This window comes from Yersinia rohdei ATCC 43380 (genome assembly GCF_000173775.1).
Taxonomy (GTDB): Bacteria; Pseudomonadota; Gammaproteobacteria; order Enterobacterales; family Enterobacteriaceae; genus Yersinia; species Yersinia rohdei.
In genome coordinates this window covers 107,524-126,735 of record NZ_ACCD01000007.1, presented here as the reverse complement: position 1 = coordinate 126,735, position 19,212 = coordinate 107,524, and the positions used below count along the sequence as shown (strand labels likewise).

Below are 19,212 nucleotides of genomic sequence, written 5' to 3'. Positions count from 1 at the left end.
TATTTTCCTGTTATCAATAAAGTAACCATTAGCATACGCAATGTGTCGGCATTTTGGCTCAACAAAAAATAAACGGCCGGAATATTCCGACCGTTTTAACGAACTAACACAACAAAGTTGAATTATCAGGCGTTGGCAGTTGCTACTTTATTGCCAGCCATTTCGGCTGATCTGCGAATCCACAGTTCACGCCATTTTTTCAGTGCTGATATCAGGATAATGGCACCCAGTGTCATCATGATGATAGAAATGATGCCGTTGAATAAGTTGTAACCTTTCGCCGCTGAGTTGAAATACACGTGAGTTATCATCCAGTAACCAGCATAGTTTACAGTCACAAACAGATAAGCCAGTGGAATAACACAGGTCAGCATATAAACACGTTTGGTTGCCAGACGCAGAATAATAGTGGCGCCAATAATTAAACCAACAGAAGCCATTAACTGGTTTGATACACCAAACAGAGCCCAGACCGAGTTAATATCACCCGAGTTGAGGAGGTATCCCCACAGCGCACAAGCAATAACACTACAAGCCAATGTGCCAGGCAACCAATCAGTACGTTTTAGTGGTGCCCAGATATCGCCTAAGAAATCTTGCAACAGGTAGCGAGCAACACGAGTACCAGAGTCAACAGCTGTCAGAATAAATACGGCTTCAAACATAACAACAAACTGGAAGAAGTAAGCAGCCAGGCTACTAAACCAAGGTACACGGATGAAGATATCCGTCATACCGACAGCCAAAGTAACTGCACCACCAGTACGGCCATACAAGTCCAGACCAATTTCCTGGCTCAGTTTTGGCAGGTTAACCACATCCATTCCAAGCATGCTCCAGGCTTCAGCGGATGAGTTAATTGCGAAGTAGTCAGCAGGATGCAAAGACGTAGCAGCGATCAGGGCCATAACCCCAACCATACATTCGGCCAGCATTGCGCCAAAGCCGACGGGTAAAATATCGCTCCATTTATCAATCTGTTTTGGTGTAGTACCTGAACCGATAAAAGCATGGAAACCAGAAATAGCACCACAGGCAATAGTAATAGAGATAAACGGCCAGACTGGGCCTGCCAGAACAGGGCCACCGCCATGAATAAACTGTGTTACTGCTGGGAATTGAATCTCAGGGTTAATAAATACGACACCAACAATCAGTGCGCCAAATACACCAATTTTCATAAAGCTAGAAAGATAACCACGAGGTGTTAATAGCATCCATACAGGCAGTGCAGTCGCGAAGAAAGCATACATCGGCAAAATAATGCTGACGGTATCTGCTTTTAGCATTAACCATTCGCCAAGCCAGGTGCCTTCAATATAAGGGCCGACAAACACGCATACCATGATTGCGACAATACCAACATAGGAAGCCCCTTTCAGGCTACCAGTCATGCGTTCCCATAATCCAACGCAGATAGCGATAGGGATTGTCATGAATACCGCAAAAGTACCCCACGGGTTACGTTCCAGGGCATGTACCACAACCATCGATAACCCGGCCATGGTAATGGTGATAATGAACAACATCGCCAGACCGGTACACCAGCCAGCTACCGGCCCGAGTTCTGATTTAGCCACTTCTGACAGGGATTTCCCCTGATGTTTCATGGAAGCGAACAGTACAACGGTGTCATGAACGGCACCACCGATAACACAACCAATCAGTAACCACAGGAAACCAGGTAAATAACCATATTGGGCTGCCAATACCGGGCCAACTAAGGGACCAGCCGCAGCGATTGCTGCAAAGTGGCTACCAAAGTTCACCCATTTTTTTGTTGGAACATAATCTTTGCCATCTTCGAAGGTGTGGGAAGGTGTTATTTCACTGTCATCGACGCGCAGAACCTTACGAACAAAGAAGATACCGTATAAACGGTAGCAGATAGTAAGGATACACGCGGAAGCGATAACAAAGGTAATCGCATGTTGCATGAGCATTCTCTCCAGGGAATTTGTCAGGCGTTAACATACGCTTGGCCCCAAGAGAAATATCAGCGAACTGGTTAAGCGGTGGCCTACATCATTAAGCGGTTAAAAATAGCGACCTAGTGGTAATTCGTCAGGTTGCTGAAAAGGTTGATTGGCGGGGAAATGTGCCGAGCAAGCCATAACGAGGTGAGCTATTGGAGTACCTATTGGGGCTATCGTCACGGCGTTAAAACGGAAAATAGACATTGGTTATCAAACAACAAATGTTATCAAACAAAGAGCTACCTAATAGTAGCTCCATAACATACAAATTAGAGCAATGGCCGGTAGGCAATAATTACTCCAAGAAATATGACTGCAATTTTTCACATTCAGTGCGGCTCAGGCCAAATTCTTGTTGTAACCAATGCTCGCGACTACCATAACGCTCTTGAATACTACGTAGTGCGGTCTGAATAAACTCTTCTCGGGCCGATAGCACAAAAGCGAATTGTTCTAACGCCTGAGCATTTAGTTTTAGCGCCAGCTCAGACAGCATATGCTCCCGAAAAGGTGCCAGTGTTGTTTCAGTCAGCAGATAATCTTCCAATACTGTTGATTCATCCGCCCCCAATGCGAACAACACCAGAGCAGAACCTACACCTGTGCGGTCTTTGCCAACGGCGCAATGCTGAACCACACCTGTGGCAGCATGTGCGGGCGAAACGCTATTTTGTAGCAAACTGACTAACTGTTTGTAGGCTTGATTGTTAAAAGGTAACCGTCGATAAAGCTCTAGCATGAAAGCACGAGCATCAAATGTGGCTAACGTCTCATTAGTTAGCTTTTCCAGATTGGCATTGACGTCGCTGCTAAGCGGGTTGGCGGGAATATTGTGATAACTGGCCCCATGCCATACAACATCGGGTTTGGCTTGGACTTCATCAGCATCTCGATAATCAAGAATTTGAGCAACAGAGCCACTGCTGAGCAAGTCACAATCTTTGGCACTCAAACGGTCAAGTGAACCTGAACGAAACAATAACCCGCGTTTAATACGCCGGCCATCCGCAACTACATTACCACCGAGATCACGAAAGTTAATACCACCATCCAGTGGCAGCAGGGAAGGATGAGCTAGAGCAGGTGTCGTCATGTTTTCCTCTTATTATTGTCCATTATAAGAGTTACGACATTAACAGATAAAACGATAAAATAAAAAACGGGCCAGTAAACTGACCCGTCAACAATAAACCTAACAACTGTATTCCTTTCAACTCTATTCTTTTGACCTACAGGCATTACAGCAAGTGACGGGCTGCCTCGACTACAATTTTTACTGCATGGCTTTCCGTCGCTTTCATCGTTTCTTCGTTCGGGATCTCTTGCTGGGTGCGGTTTACGATGACCCCGGCAACCATCCCAGCACGTAGACCTTGGCTAGCGCACATGGTCAGTAAAGTGGCAGATTCCATTTCATAATTCATCACGCCCATAGATTGCCATTCTTCCATAGAGCCTTTGAAACGGCGAACTACGCGGCCAGAGAAGGTATCGTAACGTTCCTGCCCCGGATAGAAGGTGTCTGAAGACGCTGTGACACCAATGTGAGTGGTGGCACCTATAGATTTAGCAGCATTAACTAATGCTGTAGTGCAGGCAAAATCAGCTACGGCGGGGAATTCCATCGGCGCGAAATGCAAGCTGGCACCGTCTAAACGCACTGCTGCAGTTGTGACTAATACATCACCAACATTGATATTTGGTTGAATAGCACCGGTCGTACCAATACGCAGGAAAGTCCGAACACCCAATTGCGCCAATTCTTCAACTGCGATAGAGGTTGATGGGCCGCCGATACCTGTTGAGCAGACAATCACAGCTTTGCCATCCAGCTCTGCACGCCATGAGGTAAATTCACGATGCGAAGCCAGATGTACTGGGTTATCCATCAATTTAGCGATTTTCTCAACACGTTGTGGATCACCTGGAACAATAGCCAGAGTCGCCCCTTGCAGGTCGCTTTTAGTTAGGCCCAAGTGAAAAACGTCGGATTTAGCCATGTGTGAGACTCCTCTTTCATGAAAGATGTTATAGGGAGGTACAAAGGATCACTTTACTCAAAATTGGCACACTATTTCGTGATGACAGTCACTTTGCCAAAAGAAATCATGATTTCAAATACATTAAAATTGTGACTCCAATCACAAAACAAGCCCATTGAGACTATTTCTCATACAAAACATATCTTATTACCGCAATAATTTTATCTATGAGTAATATTTGATCTATAAGAAACAATGATAGAACGCCTTGGTTAATGCTGTATGTCTATCTTAACTTGCTAATTTATCGACCAAGCCTCATTTAGCGATAACTCCCTCAATTACTGCAAAACCTGATCTCATTAATCTCAAAGATTACCTATAGTTAAAATCGACAACAGCAAATATAGGGGCAACGGATAACTCAGCCCAACGGGATTTCATCACGTAATATTTTCCTCATTTAGCAAGGAGACCACAGTGAAAACTGATCAACTTATGACTCTCAGCAGGTCAGCCGCCAGTGGTTTTTCCCCGGCGGTAAACCCTCTGGCCTCGACGACCCGCCATACCGATCAACAAGGTATTCACTGCACAGAAACCTCTATCCCATCACAAGGTGATGAATTACCAGCATATATTGCTAAACCCGCCCAACATACCGGCCCTTACCCAGTGGTCATTGTGGTGCAAGAAATCTTTGGCGTGCATGAACACATCCGGGATATCTGCCGCAGATTGGCAAAACAGGGCTATCTGGCCATCGCCCCTGAGCTGTTTTTTCGTCAAGGGGATGCCAAAGAATATGATGATATCAATGCGTTATATAAAAATCTGGTGAGTAAAGTCCCCGACCATCAGGTCATGGCTGACCTTGATCATGTGGCACATTGGGCATCCCGCCATGATGGCGATACCCGTAAATTGGCCATCACCGGATTCTGTTGGGGAGGGCGAATTGCCTGGTTGTATGCAGCCCATAACCCACAGTTAAAAACCGCCGTCGCTTGGTATGGCAAGCTTGTTGGGGAAAAAACCTTGCTGCTCCCGAAATATCCAGTTGATGTTGCCGTCAATCTCGATGCGCCGGTTTTAGGATTATATGGAGGAAAAGACGGCAGTATTACACCAGAACATATCGACACCATGCGCCAGGCACTACGCGCCGCCAATGCCGATGCAGAAATCATTGTTTATCCCGAGGCGGGGCATGCCTTTAATGCGGATTATCGCCCAAGCTATCATGCAGAATCTGCACAGGATGGCTGGCAGCGCATGCTTGATTGGTTCGCTCAGCACGGAGTGGCGGCTCATCCCATACCTGATGCAGATAAATAGCCGCCATAAAAAAGGGCGCAAGAAATGCGCCCAAAGCCTCACACAGAGTAAAAAACTAATTAATTAAACCTGTTCTTCACGCAGACGTTGCGCGGCCAGTACCATATTTGCCAGTGCCTGACGGGTTTCCGGCCAGCCACGTGTTTTCAAACCGCAGTCGGGATTAACCCATAAACGTTGTGCCGGAATGCGTTGCGCGGCCTTACGCAATAACGCTTCAATCCATTCCACACTTGGCACATTTGGCGAGTGAATATCATAAACACCGGGGCCAATTTCATTCGGATAGGCGAAATCTTCAAATGACTCCAACAGTTCCATATCTGAGCGGGAAGTTTCGATGGTAATCACATCAGCATCCAGCGCAGCAATGGAATCCATAATGTCATTGAACTCGCAATAACACATATGGGTGTGGATCTGGGTGTCATTTTGCGCCACTGCCGCATTCAATTTAAAGGCATCAACTGCCCATTGCAGATAAGCTTGCCAGTCAGCGCGGCGCAGTGGTAAACCTTCACGCAGTGCAGGCTCATCAATCTGAATGATGCCAATCCCGGCTTTCTCCAAATCTTCCACTTCATCACGCAATGCCAATGCAATTTGCTTGGCAATGGTTTCACGGCTGACATCTTCGCGCGGGAATGACCAGCATAGAATAGTAACCGGCCCGGTTAACATGCCTTTCACCGGCTTATCCGTCAGGGATTGCGCATATTTAGCCCATTCAACTGTAATAGCTTCAGGGCGGCTGATATCACCAATAATCACCGGCGGCTTAACACAACGCGAACCATAACTTTGTACCCAACCATTTTGCGTAAAGACAAAGCCGTCCAGATGCTCGCCGAAATATTCAACCATATCATTGCGTTCAGCTTCACCATGCACCAGAACGTCCAACCCCAAACGCTCCTGTTCCGCAATGGCTTGCTTGATGTGCTCGCTGATTCCGGTGCGGTAGTTTTTACCGTCCAGCCGACCTTGTTTGAAGTCCAGACGCAGGCCGCGGATCTCGGTCGTTTGTGGGAATGAGCCGATAGTCGTGGTCGGCCAGGAAGGTAAATTAAAACGTTTCCGCTGAGTCTCCGCCCGCGCTTCATAAGGCAGTTGGCGCTCAATATCTTGCGCAGTAATAGCCGCAAGGCGCTGTTCTACTTGGGCATTATGGACACGGCTGGAAGCTTGACGAGCACGGATTGGCGCGCTGTAAGCCGCTAATTCCGCCAGTTTAGCTTCAGTGGGTGCATTCAATGCTTGAGTCAATAATGCAAGTTCAGCACATTTTTGCAGAGCAAAGGCAAACCAGCTTTTCACTTCTGCATCAAGACGAGTTTCTTCACTCAAATCAATCGGGCTGTGCAATAAGGAACAAGAACTGCCTATCCATAGTGGGCGGCTATTCACTAGCGGTTGTAAGCGTTCGAACCAGCGGCTCAGATCCGCACGCCATACGTTACGACCATTGATAACCCCCAGTGATAACAGCCACTCTTTTGGTAACTGTGCATTCAGGGAATCAATATCATCCTGACCTGCAACCACATCAACATGCAGGCCTTGCACCGGCAGAGCACGGATAGTGTCAAGATTATGGCCAATACTGTCAAAATAGGTGGTCAGGAGTAACTTGACCTGGCCTTGCAGTGCTTGATAAGCCGGTTGGAAAGCCGCCAGCCACTCTGGTGGTAGCTCCAACACCAGCGCCGGCTCATCTATCTGTACCCACTCAATACCGCGCTGCGCCAGTTCAGCGAGCACTTGCTGATAAACTGGCAGGATGTCTTTCAGCAATGACAGGCGGTCAAATTGCTCGCCTTTAACTTTGCCCAGCCACAGATAGGTGACCGGGCCGAGCAGTACCGGCTTGATTTTATGGCCTAATGCCAGTGCTTCATCCACTTCTTCTAGCAGCTGAGTCCAGCCCAGTTTGAACTGTTGGCCTTGCTGGAATTCCGGCACCATGTAGTGATAGTTAGTATTAAACCATTTGGTCATTTCTGCCGCTGCCGCCGGTTTACCGGTTGGGGCACGGCCACGGCCAATGCGGAACAAAGTATCCAAATCAATCGAACCATCCGCATTCTGATGGCGCTCAGGGACATTCCCCAGCAACAAACTGGTCGTCAATACATGGTCATACCAGGCGAAGTCACCTACAGGGACTAAATCAACGCCCGCCTGTTGTTGCTGTTGCCAATGGCGGGCGCGCAATTCACGACCCACATTGAGCAATTCTTCTTGCGTGGAGTTGCCTGCCCAGTAACTTTCTTGTGCTTTTTTCAGTTCACGTTTCAGACCTACACGCGGAAAACCCAGTGTGTGATTTAAAATTGTCATCGTCTTATTCCCCATTTAGCCATCCAGATGTTTACACATCTATAATCCGCAGGTACTGTATATTCCACAAGCGCAATTTGTTCACTGTCACTGTGAAGGACTCTCATGATCGAACTGAAACACTTACGCACCCTGCAAGCTTTGCGTAATACCGGCTCACTTGCCGGGGCTGCGACACAACTTCATCAGACTCAATCGGCCTTATCCCATCAATTCAGTGATCTGGAGCAGCGGCTGGGTTTTCGTTTGTTTGTGCGGAAAAGTCAGCCACTACGTTTCACGACACAAGGCGAGATCCTGTTGCAATTGGCAGAACAAGTGCTGCCGCAAATCAAGCAAGCGCTACAAACCTGCAATGAACCACACCAAACCACTCTGCGTATCGCCATTGAATGTCATAGCTGTATCCAATGGCTGACACCCGCGCTGGACAGCTTCCATAAAAGCTGGCCGCAAGTGGCAATGGACTTTCAATCAGGTGTGACTTTTGATCCGCAACCCGCATTGCAGCAGGGGGAACTGGATTTGGTGCTGACCTCGGACATTTTGCCGCGCAGTGGTCTGCACTATTCGCCGATGTTTGATTTTGAGGTGCGCTTGGTGCTGGCTCCAGACCATCCATTAGCCAATAAAGCCCGTATTGAGCCAGAGGATTTGGCACCAGAAGTATTAATGATTTACCCGGTGCAGCGCCAAAGATTAGATATCTGGCGGCATTTCTTGCAGCCAGCAGGAATTACCCCCTCACTGAAAAATGTCGATAACACCTTACTGCTGATTCAAATGGTATCCGCGCGTATGGGGATCGCCGCCCTGCCACACTGGGTGGTGGAGAGCGTCGAGCGCCAAGGATTGGTGGTGACGAAAACCTTAGGGAAGGGTTTATGGAGCCGGTTATACGCGGCTGTCCGTGATGGAGAGCAGCGCCAACCGGTCACGGAGGCATTTATTCGTTCGGCCCGGCAGCACGCGTGCGATCACCTGCCGTTTGTAAAGAATGCGGAGCGACCCAACGCCGGTGTACCCATAGCGACGCCATTATCACCATTGCCCCGATGATAAAGCTGGGCCAATGGGGTGTCTCTTGCCAAATGGCCAGATTCACCAGTAACCCGGCGGGGACATGCACGTTATTCATGATACCCAAGGTGCCCGCATCGACTTGTGTCGCACCATAATTCCACATGAAGTAACCCAAGGCCGATGCCCCGACGCCCAGCCAAACCAACACGCCCCACTGCAAAGAGGTTGTGGGCAATTTTTGTGGGTTACCGAAGGCAAACCACGCCACGACGGCCACCAGCAAAGCGCCGATATAAAACCATGAAAATGCCACATGCTGCGGGATGGGGTGGACTTCCATCAGACGTTTGTAGCCCACTTGCCCAATGGCAAAACAGATATTCGCTGCCTGTACCAGCAGCAAACCCCACCAAAAGTGTTCACTCAGGTGGTCATAGCGAATAATCGCCGCCCCCACCACCGCCAGCAATGCGCTTAGCGCATAACCCCAACGCAGCCGCTGACCGCGCAACAAATCATAGATTAAAGTGACATACAGCGGGGTCATCACCGTGAATAGCAAAAACTCCGGCACGCTAAGATACAAATAGGCGCGGAAGCTGAATAAGTACATGATACCTAGCTGAATTGCACCCACAGTCATATACAGCAGAATGACTCGCCAGTTGATATTGCGCCAACGCAAGAAAGGCAAAAAGACCAGCGCGGCTAATCCAACACGCATGAGCACAGAGAACCAGCTATCCACCTGGCCGGCCAGATATTCGCCAATCAGGCTAAAAGAAAATGCCCATAAGAGGGTGGTAATGACCAGTAACAACACGATAAGTTGGCTCTATGAGGTGATAAAGTGCAATTGTAGCGCAAGCGGGGAACAATTTTTACGCGAAGTTGGTTTACATCTGGATGTAAACCACCCAAACCAATTCATTCATGCCGATTTGGTATGACTGAAGTTATATCCCCACGCCAATAATCGTCAGGATCAGTGGGGTTGTTACTGCTGCCAGCACCGTGGACATCACCAAACTAGCGGCGGCGGGGCCGGTCAGCGCTTTAAATTGGCGCGACATCAGATAAACATTCACCCCAGTTGCCATTGAGCCGAGCAATACTACCACCTGGGTTTCCAATGCCGGGAGATTCATGGCCCATGCCAGCGCCCATATCACCATCGGCTGTACAATTAATTTCATGCAGCACATGGCGCTGCTGATTTTCCACCCCTCGGTCACTCGGTATTCTGCCAACCCCATTCCCAGCACGATTAAAGATAACGGCGGGGCGACTTGCCCTAGCATGGTGACCGGCTGGTCGATAAATTGCGGCAATTGCCAACCCGTTAAACTGAATAAAGTACCCGAGATAATCCCAATAATCAGCGGGTTGGTCAGCACACTGCGCGCCGTTTTTGCAAACCCTGCCAAGGTGGGTGAGCCATTGCGCGCCCACTCCACCGAAACCGTCACTAATGTCCATAAAATCAGGCCATTAAATACCAGCACCAATGCCACTGCCGGGATAGATTTCTCCCCCAGCATGAGCGTAGCAATCGGCAGCCCCAGCATCACGTTATTGGAGAAAATGCCACCAAGGGCAAATACCGAGCCAGACACGCCATCCAGATGAAAAACTCGACTAGCAACAATGCGCCCGATAACAAATACCACCAGGCAGCTACCAAAAAAGGCAATGAGCAGACGAGCATCAACCGCCGGGCGCTCGGAGAAATCACACATCATACGGAACAGCATGGCGGGTAAAGCCAGGGAGAAAACAAAGCGGGTTAGGCCGTCGGTGATGGTGGATGGCCATTGACCAAATCGCACCAGACAGTACCCCAGCGCGAGCAAAATAAAGAGCGGTGACGACAACACAATCTGGTGCCAGAGCGAAAGAATAAAGACGGGCATGGTTAACATCCTGTCAAACTGGGCCAGGTCAGCCCGTAAAGGTAACAATGGCTGACCGGTGCTGTGTTCCGTTTTATTTATACCAAAGTCATTGGAGTTACAGGTAGGCAGCAAATGAACGAATCCCGATAAACATACTCAAGAATATGATTCGGGTAAGTGAATCAGACTAACACCTCGGTGACTTCAAGTACGAAGATGGAAATCTGCACCAATTAAATCTATACGGTCAGTGCAGATACAGTCAACGCCCCAATTTAACAATTCCCGCGCTCTGTCAGGTTGATTCACGGTATAAACCAAAATACGCAATCCAGCGGCTTTGAGTAATGCTACCCGCCCTGCCGTCAGTTGCTTGTGATTAATATGCAAAGAGACACAAGCCAGCTGACGCGTCATCACCTGCCAATTTTCATCCCATTTATCCAGTAACAGGCCGCGCGGTAGCTCAGGTGCCGCCTGTTGTGCGGCGGCCAGCGCCTCAAATGAAAAAGACGACAATAACGGCGGTATCGCCTGGTCTTGCCACAAGGTGCGGGCCGCCAGCGCAACAGCCCGTCCAGTAGGAATTTCAGTCCCCGTGGTCGGCTTAATTTCAATATTCGCAGCGATGCCATACTGGGCACAACGAGCTGCAACCTCTGAAAGCAGGGGTAAGCGCTCATGACGAAAAGCGGTGCTGTACCAATCGCCAGCATCAAGCTGAATCAGTTTTTCCCAGGGCAAATCACCCGCCACACCCCAGCCATTACTGGTGCGCTCCAGTGTGTCGTCATGGAGGAGAAATATCTGGCCGTCTTGCGATAACTTGGCGTCAAACTCAATCATTTTATGCCCGTGATGTGCGCCAACATCAATAGCCGCCAATGTATTTTCCGGTGCGAGTGAACCGCCACCACGATGGGCAACAATTGCCGGATAAGGCCAGTTTTTACTCATGATTCCATCCGTAATCCGCTTTCTGAATCAAAAAAGTGCAGCGCCGCTGATGGCAATGATAGATGCAGCTCAGTTCCCGCCACCGGCATTTCTTCATGAGATAACCGGACAATAACACTCTGCCCGCCCCACTGCCCATGAGCCAGATTATCCGCCCCTAATAACTCCAGGGTTAATAACGTCATTGGCACCCCCAGCGCTGAAGTTGTTTGCTGAATATGCTCCGGGCGGATACCCAGGGTCAAGCGCCGCGAGGCCCATTGTGGTCGAGGAACCTCCAACGCCAGTACCATACCGTCAGATAAAATAAAGGTGCGCCCATCCGAGCTCAGAGTACCGGCGAACAAATTCATCGCCGGTGAGCCAATAAAACTGGCGACAAATACCGTAGCCGGCCTTTGGTAAACTTCACTTGGCGTGCCAATTTGCTCCGCCACACCTTTATTCATCACAATCACCCGCTGGGCGAGGGTCATGGCCTCAACTTGATCATGAGTCACATATAAACTGGTGGTTTTCAGCCGCCGATGCAGTTGTTGCAATTCAAGGCGCATTTGCACCCGAAGTTTGGCATCCAGATTGGAAAGTGGCTCATCAAACAGGAATACTGCGGGTTCGCGTACAATGGCTCGGCCCATAGCCACCCGCTGGCGCTGGCCGCCAGATAACTCGCGCGGCTTACGTTTGAGCAGCGGTTGCAGCTCCAAAATTCGGGCTGCTTCATCAACACGCTGGCGGATGTGTTCTTTGCCAAAACCACGAATTTTCAGACCATAAGCCATGTTGTCAAACACACTCATATGGGGATAGAGCGCATAATTTTGAAAAACCATCGCAATGCCACGGTCTTTGGGTTCTAAATCAGTTACCCGCTGATTATCAATATAAATATCCCCACTGGAGGTGCGCTCTAACCCCGCAACCATACGCAGCAGTGTTGATTTACCACAACCGGACGGGCCCACCATCACGATGAATTCACCGTCGGCAACATCTAAATCAATCTGTTTAATCACCGGCGTAATGCCGTCATAGGATTTGGTTACTGCCTGAAGCTTTAAACATGCCATATAAGATTACTTCTCACTGTCTACCAGGCCGCGGACAAACCACCGCTGCATCAAAAGAACCACCGCAACCGGTGGAATTAACGTTAGGATCATCGCCGCCATCACCTGATTCCATTGAGTTGGTGCGCCAGAGCTAGAAATCATGCTTCTTATTCCCGCCACCGCCGTTCCCATAGATGCATCACTGGTTATCAGGATTGGCCAGAGATATTGGTTCCAGCCATAGATAAACGTGATAACAAACAGGGCGGCCAAATTGGTTTTTGAGAGCGGCAAGACGATATCCCAGAAAAAACGCATGGCACCGGCACCATCAATACGCGCGGCTTCTAATAACTCATCCGGCAGAGTCATAAAGAACTGGCGGAATAAGAAAGTCGCGGTAGCTGACGCCATCAGCGGCAGGGTCAAGCCGGTATAGCTATCTAGCATATTAAGGTTCGCAATCACCTGAATAGTAGGGAAAATTCTGACTTCTACTGGCAACATCAACGTAAGGAAAATCAACCAGAAAAACAGATTCCTCAGCGGGAAGCGGAAGTAAACAATGGCATAGGCCGACAACATCGAAACCGTGATTTTGCCGACGGTGATCGCCAGTGCCATCACAAAACTGTTAAACAGCATCAGCCCGAAAGGTGCGCTGTTATTGCCCACTCCGGCGTGCCAGATTTGGCTGATGTTGTGCCATAAATGAGAGCCCGGGATTAAGGTCATCGGCACTTGAAAAACCTGGGTGTCATCCAGTGACGCCGCAACAAAAGCCACATACAGCGGAAACAGAATCAGCAGCACGCCGATAATCAGCATCACATGGCAAAAAATATCCAGCCCTCGACGATTCTCAATCATTGGTAACGAACCTTACGCTCAACAAAGCGGAACTGGATAACCGTCAAGCCAATCACCAGCAACATCAACACCACCGACTGGGCCGCGGAACTGGATAAATCCAGCCCGGCAAAACCTTCACGGTAAATTTTATAAATCAGCGTGGTCGTGGACTGCATCGGGCCCCCCCCTGTCGCTGCATCAATGACTGGGAAAGTATCGAAAAAGGCATAAACCAAATTCACCACCAGCAGGAAGAAACTCACTGGCGAAATCAGTGGCAAAGCCAAATTGAAGAAGCGGCGGACCGGCCCGGCACCATCAATAGCGGCGGCCTCCACCAAGGAACGTGGGATGGATTGCAGTGCAGCGAAGAAAAATAAGAAGTTATAACTGATTTGCTTCCATACCGAAGCCAACACCACCAGAAACATCGCCTGCCCGCTGTTCTGGGCGTGGTTCCAGTTGTAACCCAGGGTGGCAAGAAAATGGGTTATTAACCCCAGCCCCGGGCTGAATAAGAATATCCATAACACCGCCGCCACCGCAGGAGCCACGGCATAAGGTAAAATCATTAATGTTTGATAGAGACGACTGCCACGCAAAACGTAATCCACCATCGCCGCCAGAAATAACGACACAACCAAACCGATCCCCGCCACCAAAGAGCTGAAAATCAACGTGGTGTAAAATGATGCTAAATAATATTCATCCTGAAAGAGCTGAATAAAGTTACTCAGCCCAACAAATTTGCTGGAGAGGCCGAAGGGGTCCAGCATTTGCACCGAATACCACAGCGCTTCAGCAGCAGGCCAGAGAAAGAAAACAGCCGTAATGGCAAGTTGGGGTAAAACCAGCAAGTAAGGCAACCAACTACAGGAAAAACCGGGACGGGAAGATGACATAAAATTAACCGCTTATCGAAGCACAAAACTCTTTGGCATGACAGATACTGCCAGTTTGGTGGCGCGAACCGCCATGCCAAACCGGCACCTAAGATAGCCAAATAACGTTATTTGTTGGCCTGTTCGAAGCGACGTAGCAGCACGTCACCCCGCGTCACAGCTGAATCTAGCGCTTCTTGAGGGGTTTTCTTACCCGTCCACACCCCTTCCAGCTCTTCGTCTACCACAGTACGAATCTGTGGCATATTCCCCAGACGTAAACCCTTGGTATAAGGCAATGGCGGCTTATTCAGCATTTGGCGGGTCGCCACATCAGCACCTGGGTTTTTCTCATAGAAACCTTGCTGCTTGGTCAGCTCATAAGCGGCAGTGGTGATGGGCAGGTAACCGGTTTTTTGGTGCCATTCTGCGGCAATTTCCGGCTGGGCCAAATATTGTAGGAATTCCGCCACGCCCTTATAAGTATCTTTATCTTTACCGTCCATCACCCACAGGCTGGCCCCACCAATAATGGCGTTTTGTGGTGCATTTTTAGCATCAGCATCATAAGGCATCATGCCGACACCATAATTAAACTTGGCGTAATGGCGAATATCGGCGAGGGAACCAGAAGAGGCAGTGGTAATAGCGCAGTCACCATTATAGAACTTGGCAGTTGATTCATCTTTGCGGCCAAAATAGGTGAAATCACCTTTCTTGTTCATATCAGACAGCAATTGAATATGCTTCACTTGCAATGGTTTATTGAATTCCAACACCGCCTCTGTGCCATCAAAACCATTATTATTGCTAGCGATTGGCTGACCATGCCAAGCACTGAAGTTTTCAATTTGGATCCAGCCCTGCCAGCCGCTGGCATAGCCACAACTTGAGCCCGCAGCCCGTAATTTAGCAGTATCTTCAGCCAATTCTTGCCAGGTTTTAGGCGGCTGATCGGGGTTTAAGCCCGCTTTCTTGAAAGCATCTTTATTGTAATACAGCACCGGGGTAGAACTGTTAAATGGCTGAGATAATAAGTGGCCTGTTTTGGCATCCGTATAATATCCCGCCACTGTCGGCACAAAGACCGATTCATCAAAATTAATATTGGCATCTTTAAATACCTGGAATACCGGCTTGATAGCCTTACTGGCCATCATGGTCGCGGTACCCACTTCATATACTTGCAAAATAGCCGGGGCTTTCCCTGAGCGGAAGGCAGCAATACCTGCCGCCAGACTTTGTTCGTAGTTACCTTTATAGACCGGCACAATCTTATAATCAGTATGAGATTGATTAAAACGATCCGCTAGTGAATCGACCTCTTTACCTAATTCACCTTCCATTGAATGCCAGAAAGGAATTTCAGTTACCGCCATGGCATTGGCGCTAAAGGCCAAGGTCAGCGCGAGACAAATCGACGTTTTACGAATAGTGTTGTTAAACATATCTGGCCCCTGAATAAATCTGTCTAGCTCACCTCAATTAACTCTTACAGTGAGCGAAATGAATCATTTTTTGTTCGCAAGCAAACATGACACCCTTTCATGACAGAAATATAACCTTCACATGACAGAAACATGACAAAGAAATAAAAATAGATTTTCACAACACAGCGTGCAACGAATATAATAAGTATTTCAGACAAATTTATTGATAATTAAAATAAGCATTAGCCAGAGATATAATAAAAATTAAAATATCAACCAGATATTTATTCGGTTACTAATTTTAAGTTATTTCCTTTCCTTAATTGGGTTGAATCATTATTGAACCACCTCTATCTGACATGTTACTGTTTCCTCGCCTTGTGGATAGCATTTATACGACCATGTTAACACCCTCGTTATCGTTATTATATAATCCACAAGTACTACCAGAGTAAATAAACCCTATTAATTTAGAATAGTATTTCATACAAAGGACGACTAGGTATCTAAGATGAAAAAGACTCTATTATCTATTATGACCGTAGCAGCATTAGCCTGTAGCACCGTTGTTTCCGCACAACCGGTCAATAAAGACATATCAGTTACAGCAGAAGTAAATGGTGCAATCACTATGAAAAAAAGTAATGGTGATGCTCTTAATAATATCTCGCTAGAATATAACTATACTGATAACAATGGAATGTATGAATATGCCGAGAATGTAACTATAGCAAGTAATACGGGGGCTAAAGTCAATATTAAACTCAGATCACCGCTAGTTCTGGAAGGCGATGCCAGTGGCGAAATAAAAACATTTGATGATGTTGTCGTACGTTTAGGGCGAATAGATTTAAATGAGGCAGGGAAAACTTTTGCCTTAGACGCTAGCAATGAGATAAATGGTGCATTAACCATAAAAGCGAAAAAACCCGCAGAAGCCTTATCCGGCGAAACCTACACAGGGACGCTTCAACTAGCTATCGAAGATGAAGTTTAATTACATACCGACATAGTATATATCAGTTGAATTAACCTATGCGGTCAGGACAAAATTCCTGGCTGCATTGTCCTTTGACCTAAATATATAACATCATGGTTTAATGGAAACCATCAATTCGTAAAATATATTCGTCTGAGGAAATCTATTTCTATAAAAAATAATTAATAGTGGAATGGAATCCAATGAAAAACACCATAAAAATTAATATAATTACATTATTCCCCTTGCTACTCTCAACATTTAACTCAATATATGCAAAAGATATAACTATTGAACACTTAGTCCCCGAAGGATTTTCAGCTATTGAAGAAAATGGCACTATGGAGTTATTAGGTATACTCGATGGAAATACATTACCTGGGCCAATAATTTACACTGAACAACAACTGACTTTCGATAAACAACTATACCGTAATAACAATGTTGATGAGCAGTCAGTTCTATTATTGGAACAGATACTACCAAAAATTCCTTATGTGCAATGCAAAAATGGCTGTGACTATATTCTATCTGGTCATAGCATTACTGTAGATAAAATAAATCAGGTTATCAGCATCACCAATAATAATAATCGCTATCTGATGCCAGCTACCACATGGGGATTGGTACACAACCAATCTTTTGACCTACGCATGACAGCAAAAAACTACCGTGCCATATCTGCCCGTGGGAACGACTATCTAGGACTACCTCTGCAATCTTATGGTTTTGTACAGTGGTTTTATAGCACGACTCGTTCAAAGAACACGTATCAGCTTGCAAATCAATTGCCATACCAACAACAAACTCAAGCGGGCATTGATAGCTGGTATCTACAAAAGAACTTTCAAGCACTCTATTTGCGGGCTGGCAGACAAAATAATCTGGATAGTAGTGCGGGCAGCATCCATACCCTTATTAACCCCGCTCTAGACCAATTCATTACTTTAGGTAGCCAAAGTTATTTAGCGCTGGATAAATCCTCAGCGGGCAGTTTAGTGCTATATGCCACTGTTGATGGTGATTATGAAATCTATCGGGATAACCAACTTATCCGCCGCATTCCCGCACAACTTGGCCGCAATGAAATTGATTACAACCAACTCCCTGGCGGCTATTACAATGTTGATATTCGTCTGGTGGATAACACTGGCCGTGTAGTGAGTCAGGAAAGCCAAACCATCAGCAATTTAAGTACTCAGTCCATTAATGGTTGGTTCCTGACGATGGGCAAAGGTACAGCCAGCGGCAAAAAATCAGCTCGTCATCTGGCACAATTTGGCCGCAGTATGGAAATACAAAGCGTCCAAACCAATATCACGTTCCTTAAAGACGACGCCAACAACTGGGCAGCAGAAGGAAATATATCGCGCCCGCTGGGTATATCTAATCTTAATATCACACCAACCCTAAGCCTCATGTCAGGGGAAAAACGCAGTGGCGGCTTTCTGCGTTTAAATGGCGGAAATTCTGCCGTAGGGCATTTTTCTGTCGCGCGTTATCAGTCGCCCAATATTTCAATTTACGCACCAAACGCTGGCAGTACTTCGGCATCTTACAGCCGCCGGTTCGGGCCGACTCATCTCAGTTATCAATTCAATCAATATAGCCATAACCAACAGCATCGTCTTCAAAGCAGTTGGGACTGGCGGCGACCACAATTTGGCCTAAACCTGTCTCTTGGCGTACAAAAAGGTGGGCAATGGCGCAGCCAAAATAACTACGGGATATTTCTTAATACCACAGTGTCATTCCGCCAAAGCAGCGCCAGCATTAATAGTGCTTATGCCCAGCAGCAGTTAAGCACCAGCGCCAGTTATCAAAAAGAGTTTATCGATAATCATGGCACCAGCGCTTTGGGCATCAATGGCAGCACTAGCGGAAAATTTCATGGTATCGGCACTTTTGCCCAACGCAGTGGCAGCCGTGGTGATATTTCTGCCCGAATGGGTATCGATAATAAGATAGCCAATGGGGGTATCAGCTATAGCGGCATGCTCGCCGTCAGCCCACAAGGGGTGGCACTGGGGCGCAGTAGTTACAGCGGTGCTGCATTACTGATAAAAACACCAAATTTGTCGGATGTGCCATATAGTTTTCACGCCGAAGGGAATCCGATAACCGGTGGAGGTCTCTATGCCATACCGGTTCCGCGCTACCAAGACCGTTTCTTTATTCGTACACATCATGACCGCGGTGATATGGATATGAATATTCAACTTCCGGTCAATATTGCTCGCGCACACCCAGGGCAAGTATTTGTTAGTAAAGCAAATATTACCCTCGACATGCTTTATAGCGGTTTTCTGAAAGATCCTAAAGGGCAACCGGTTAGTGGCGTCGTTAATGAAACCGGCGACACCATTCACCCGAATGGATTATTTACTATTAATTCTGGAGTCATACTGAAAAAGATCACCGTCAAGAATGGCTCGGCCCAATATCACTGCGATATGAGTCAGCCTCGTGACCATATTTACCTTTGTAATATCAATTAATACTGCCGG

The 19,212-nt window shown here is 47.4% G+C and carries 15 protein-coding genes; 4 read left to right on the top strand and 11 right to left on the bottom strand.

The genetic code is table 11. The features are described 5' to 3' along the window. Positions 1 to 125 precede the first annotated feature (125 nt). The 3 genes from YROHD0001_RS10610 to udp all read right to left on the bottom strand — a co-directional run bounded on the left by YROHD0001_RS10610 (position 126) and on the right by udp (position 3,976). Positions 126 to 1,937 (bottom strand): carbon starvation CstA family protein, encoded by a 1,812-nt coding sequence (locus YROHD0001_RS10610; RefSeq protein ID WP_004714321.1) that lies wholly within the window; start codon positions 1,935 to 1,937, stop codon positions 126 to 128. A gap of 334 nt (positions 1,938 to 2,271) precedes the next feature. After that, positions 2,272 to 3,069: a tyrosine-protein phosphatase gene (locus YROHD0001_RS10615; RefSeq protein ID WP_004714319.1), complete on the bottom strand. Its 798-nt coding sequence runs from the start codon at positions 3,067 to 3,069 to the stop codon at positions 2,272 to 2,274. 145 nt (positions 3,070 to 3,214) lie between these two features. After that, positions 3,215 to 3,976, bottom strand: coding sequence for a uridine phosphorylase (udp, locus tag YROHD0001_RS10620; RefSeq protein ID WP_004714318.1), 762 nt, complete (start codon positions 3,974 to 3,976; stop codon positions 3,215 to 3,217). 462 nt (positions 3,977 to 4,438) lie between these two features. Here udp and YROHD0001_RS10625 point away from each other — a divergent pair, with 462 nt between their 5' ends. Next, positions 4,439 to 5,296: a dienelactone hydrolase family protein gene (locus YROHD0001_RS10625; protein WP_004714317.1), complete on the top strand. Its 858-nt coding sequence runs from the start codon at positions 4,439 to 4,441 to the stop codon at positions 5,294 to 5,296. A 63-nt stretch (positions 5,297 to 5,359) separates the two neighbouring features. Here the strand turns inward: YROHD0001_RS10625 and metE are convergent, their stop codons facing one another. Continuing rightward, on the bottom strand, positions 5,360 to 7,636 hold the full coding sequence (metE, locus tag YROHD0001_RS10630) for a 5-methyltetrahydropteroyltriglutamate--homocysteine S-methyltransferase (RefSeq protein ID WP_072087016.1): 2,277 nt from the start codon (positions 7,634 to 7,636) through the stop codon (positions 5,360 to 5,362). 105 nt (positions 7,637 to 7,741) lie between these two features. On the opposite strand from metE, the gene metR reads away from it, so the two are divergent. Beyond that, complete coding sequence (gene metR, locus YROHD0001_RS0117730; RefSeq protein WP_032816643.1) at positions 7,742 to 8,695, top strand: HTH-type transcriptional regulator MetR; 954 nt, start codon at positions 7,742 to 7,744, stop codon at positions 8,693 to 8,695. Here the strand turns inward: metR and YROHD0001_RS10635 are convergent. The 7 genes from YROHD0001_RS10635 to ugpB all read right to left on the bottom strand — a co-directional run bounded on the left by YROHD0001_RS10635 (position 8,583) and on the right by ugpB (position 15,744). After that, complete coding sequence (locus tag YROHD0001_RS10635; RefSeq protein WP_004714315.1) at positions 8,583 to 9,482, bottom strand: carboxylate/amino acid/amine transporter; 900 nt, start codon at positions 9,480 to 9,482, stop codon at positions 8,583 to 8,585. The genes metR and YROHD0001_RS10635 overlap by 113 nt on opposite strands. Before the next feature lie 133 nt (positions 9,483 to 9,615). Further along, the gene (locus YROHD0001_RS10640) at positions 9,616 to 10,572 is read right to left on the bottom strand and encodes an AEC family transporter (RefSeq protein WP_032816660.1); all 957 of its coding nucleotides are present in this window, start codon (positions 10,570 to 10,572) and stop codon (positions 9,616 to 9,618) included. A gap of 186 nt (positions 10,573 to 10,758) precedes the next feature. Further along, entirely contained in the window at positions 10,759 to 11,511 is a 753-nt protein-coding gene (ugpQ, locus tag YROHD0001_RS10645; RefSeq protein WP_032816642.1) for a glycerophosphodiester phosphodiesterase, read from the bottom strand. Further along, positions 11,508 to 12,581 (bottom strand): sn-glycerol-3-phosphate import ATP-binding protein UgpC, encoded by a 1,074-nt coding sequence (locus YROHD0001_RS10650; RefSeq protein ID WP_004714311.1) that lies wholly within the window; start codon positions 12,579 to 12,581, stop codon positions 11,508 to 11,510. The genes ugpQ and YROHD0001_RS10650 overlap by 4 nt, the downstream gene beginning before the upstream one ends. Positions 12,582 to 12,587: 6 nt before the next feature. Continuing rightward, entirely contained in the window at positions 12,588 to 13,433 is an 846-nt protein-coding gene (ugpE, locus tag YROHD0001_RS10655; RefSeq protein ID WP_032816640.1) for a sn-glycerol-3-phosphate ABC transporter permease UgpE, read from the bottom strand. After that, positions 13,430 to 14,317 carry a sn-glycerol-3-phosphate ABC transporter permease UgpA gene (ugpA, locus tag YROHD0001_RS10660; protein WP_004714309.1) on the bottom strand — a complete coding sequence of 296 codons (888 nt, stop codon included), beginning with the start codon at positions 14,315 to 14,317 and terminating at the stop codon, positions 13,430 to 13,432. The genes ugpE and ugpA overlap by 4 nt, the downstream gene beginning before the upstream one ends. A gap of 107 nt (positions 14,318 to 14,424) precedes the next feature. Next, on the bottom strand, positions 14,425 to 15,744 hold the full coding sequence (gene ugpB / locus YROHD0001_RS10665) for a sn-glycerol-3-phosphate ABC transporter substrate-binding protein UgpB (RefSeq protein ID WP_004714308.1): 1,320 nt from the start codon (positions 15,742 to 15,744) through the stop codon (positions 14,425 to 14,427). Between the two features lie 493 nt (positions 15,745 to 16,237). On the opposite strand from ugpB, the gene YROHD0001_RS10670 reads away from it, so the two are divergent. Both YROHD0001_RS10670 and YROHD0001_RS10675 read left to right on the top strand, forming a co-directional pair. Then, on the top strand, positions 16,238 to 16,723 hold the full coding sequence (locus YROHD0001_RS10670) for a CS1 type fimbrial major subunit (protein ID WP_032816639.1): 486 nt from the start codon (positions 16,238 to 16,240) through the stop codon (positions 16,721 to 16,723). Between the two features lie 185 nt (positions 16,724 to 16,908). Next, positions 16,909 to 19,203 carry a TcfC E-set like domain-containing protein gene (locus tag YROHD0001_RS10675; RefSeq protein ID WP_081452046.1) on the top strand — a complete coding sequence of 765 codons (2,295 nt, stop codon included), beginning with the start codon at positions 16,909 to 16,911 and terminating at the stop codon, positions 19,201 to 19,203. Positions 19,204 to 19,212 lie beyond the last annotated feature (9 nt).

Bases quoted from the DNA above. Each gene is read 5' to 3' on its own strand.
- YROHD0001_RS10610 (WP_004714321.1), bottom strand. From the start codon at position 1,937: ATGCAACATGCGATTACCTTTGTTATCGCTTCCGCGTGTATCCTTACT.
- YROHD0001_RS10615 (WP_004714319.1), bottom strand. From the start codon at position 3,069: ATGACGACACCTGCTCTAGCTCATCCTTCCCTGCTGCCACTGGATGGT.
- udp (WP_004714318.1), bottom strand. From the start codon at position 3,976: ATGGCTAAATCCGACGTTTTTCACTTGGGCCTAACTAAAAGCGACCTG.
- metE (WP_072087016.1), bottom strand. From the start codon at position 7,636: ATGACAATTTTAAATCACACACTGGGTTTTCCGCGTGTAGGTCTGAAA.
- metR (WP_032816643.1), top strand. From the start codon at position 7,742: ATGATCGAACTGAAACACTTACGCACCCTGCAAGCTTTGCGTAATACC.
- YROHD0001_RS10640 (WP_032816660.1), bottom strand. From the start codon at position 10,572: ATGCCCGTCTTTATTCTTTCGCTCTGGCACCAGATTGTGTTGTCGTCA.
- ugpQ (WP_032816642.1), bottom strand. From the start codon at position 11,511: ATGAGTAAAAACTGGCCTTATCCGGCAATTGTTGCCCATCGTGGTGGC.
- YROHD0001_RS10650 (WP_004714311.1), bottom strand. From the start codon at position 12,581: ATGGCATGTTTAAAGCTTCAGGCAGTAACCAAATCCTATGACGGCATT.
- ugpE (WP_032816640.1), bottom strand. From the start codon at position 13,433: ATGATTGAGAATCGTCGAGGGCTGGATATTTTTTGCCATGTGATGCTG.
- ugpA (WP_004714309.1), bottom strand. From the start codon at position 14,317: ATGTCATCTTCCCGTCCCGGTTTTTCCTGTAGTTGGTTGCCTTACTTG.
- ugpB (WP_004714308.1), bottom strand. From the start codon at position 15,744: ATGTTTAACAACACTATTCGTAAAACGTCGATTTGTCTCGCGCTGACC.
- YROHD0001_RS10670 (WP_032816639.1), top strand. From the start codon at position 16,238: ATGAAAAAGACTCTATTATCTATTATGACCGTAGCAGCATTAGCCTGT.
- YROHD0001_RS10675 (WP_081452046.1), top strand. From the start codon at position 16,909: ATGAAAAACACCATAAAAATTAATATAATTACATTATTCCCCTTGCTA.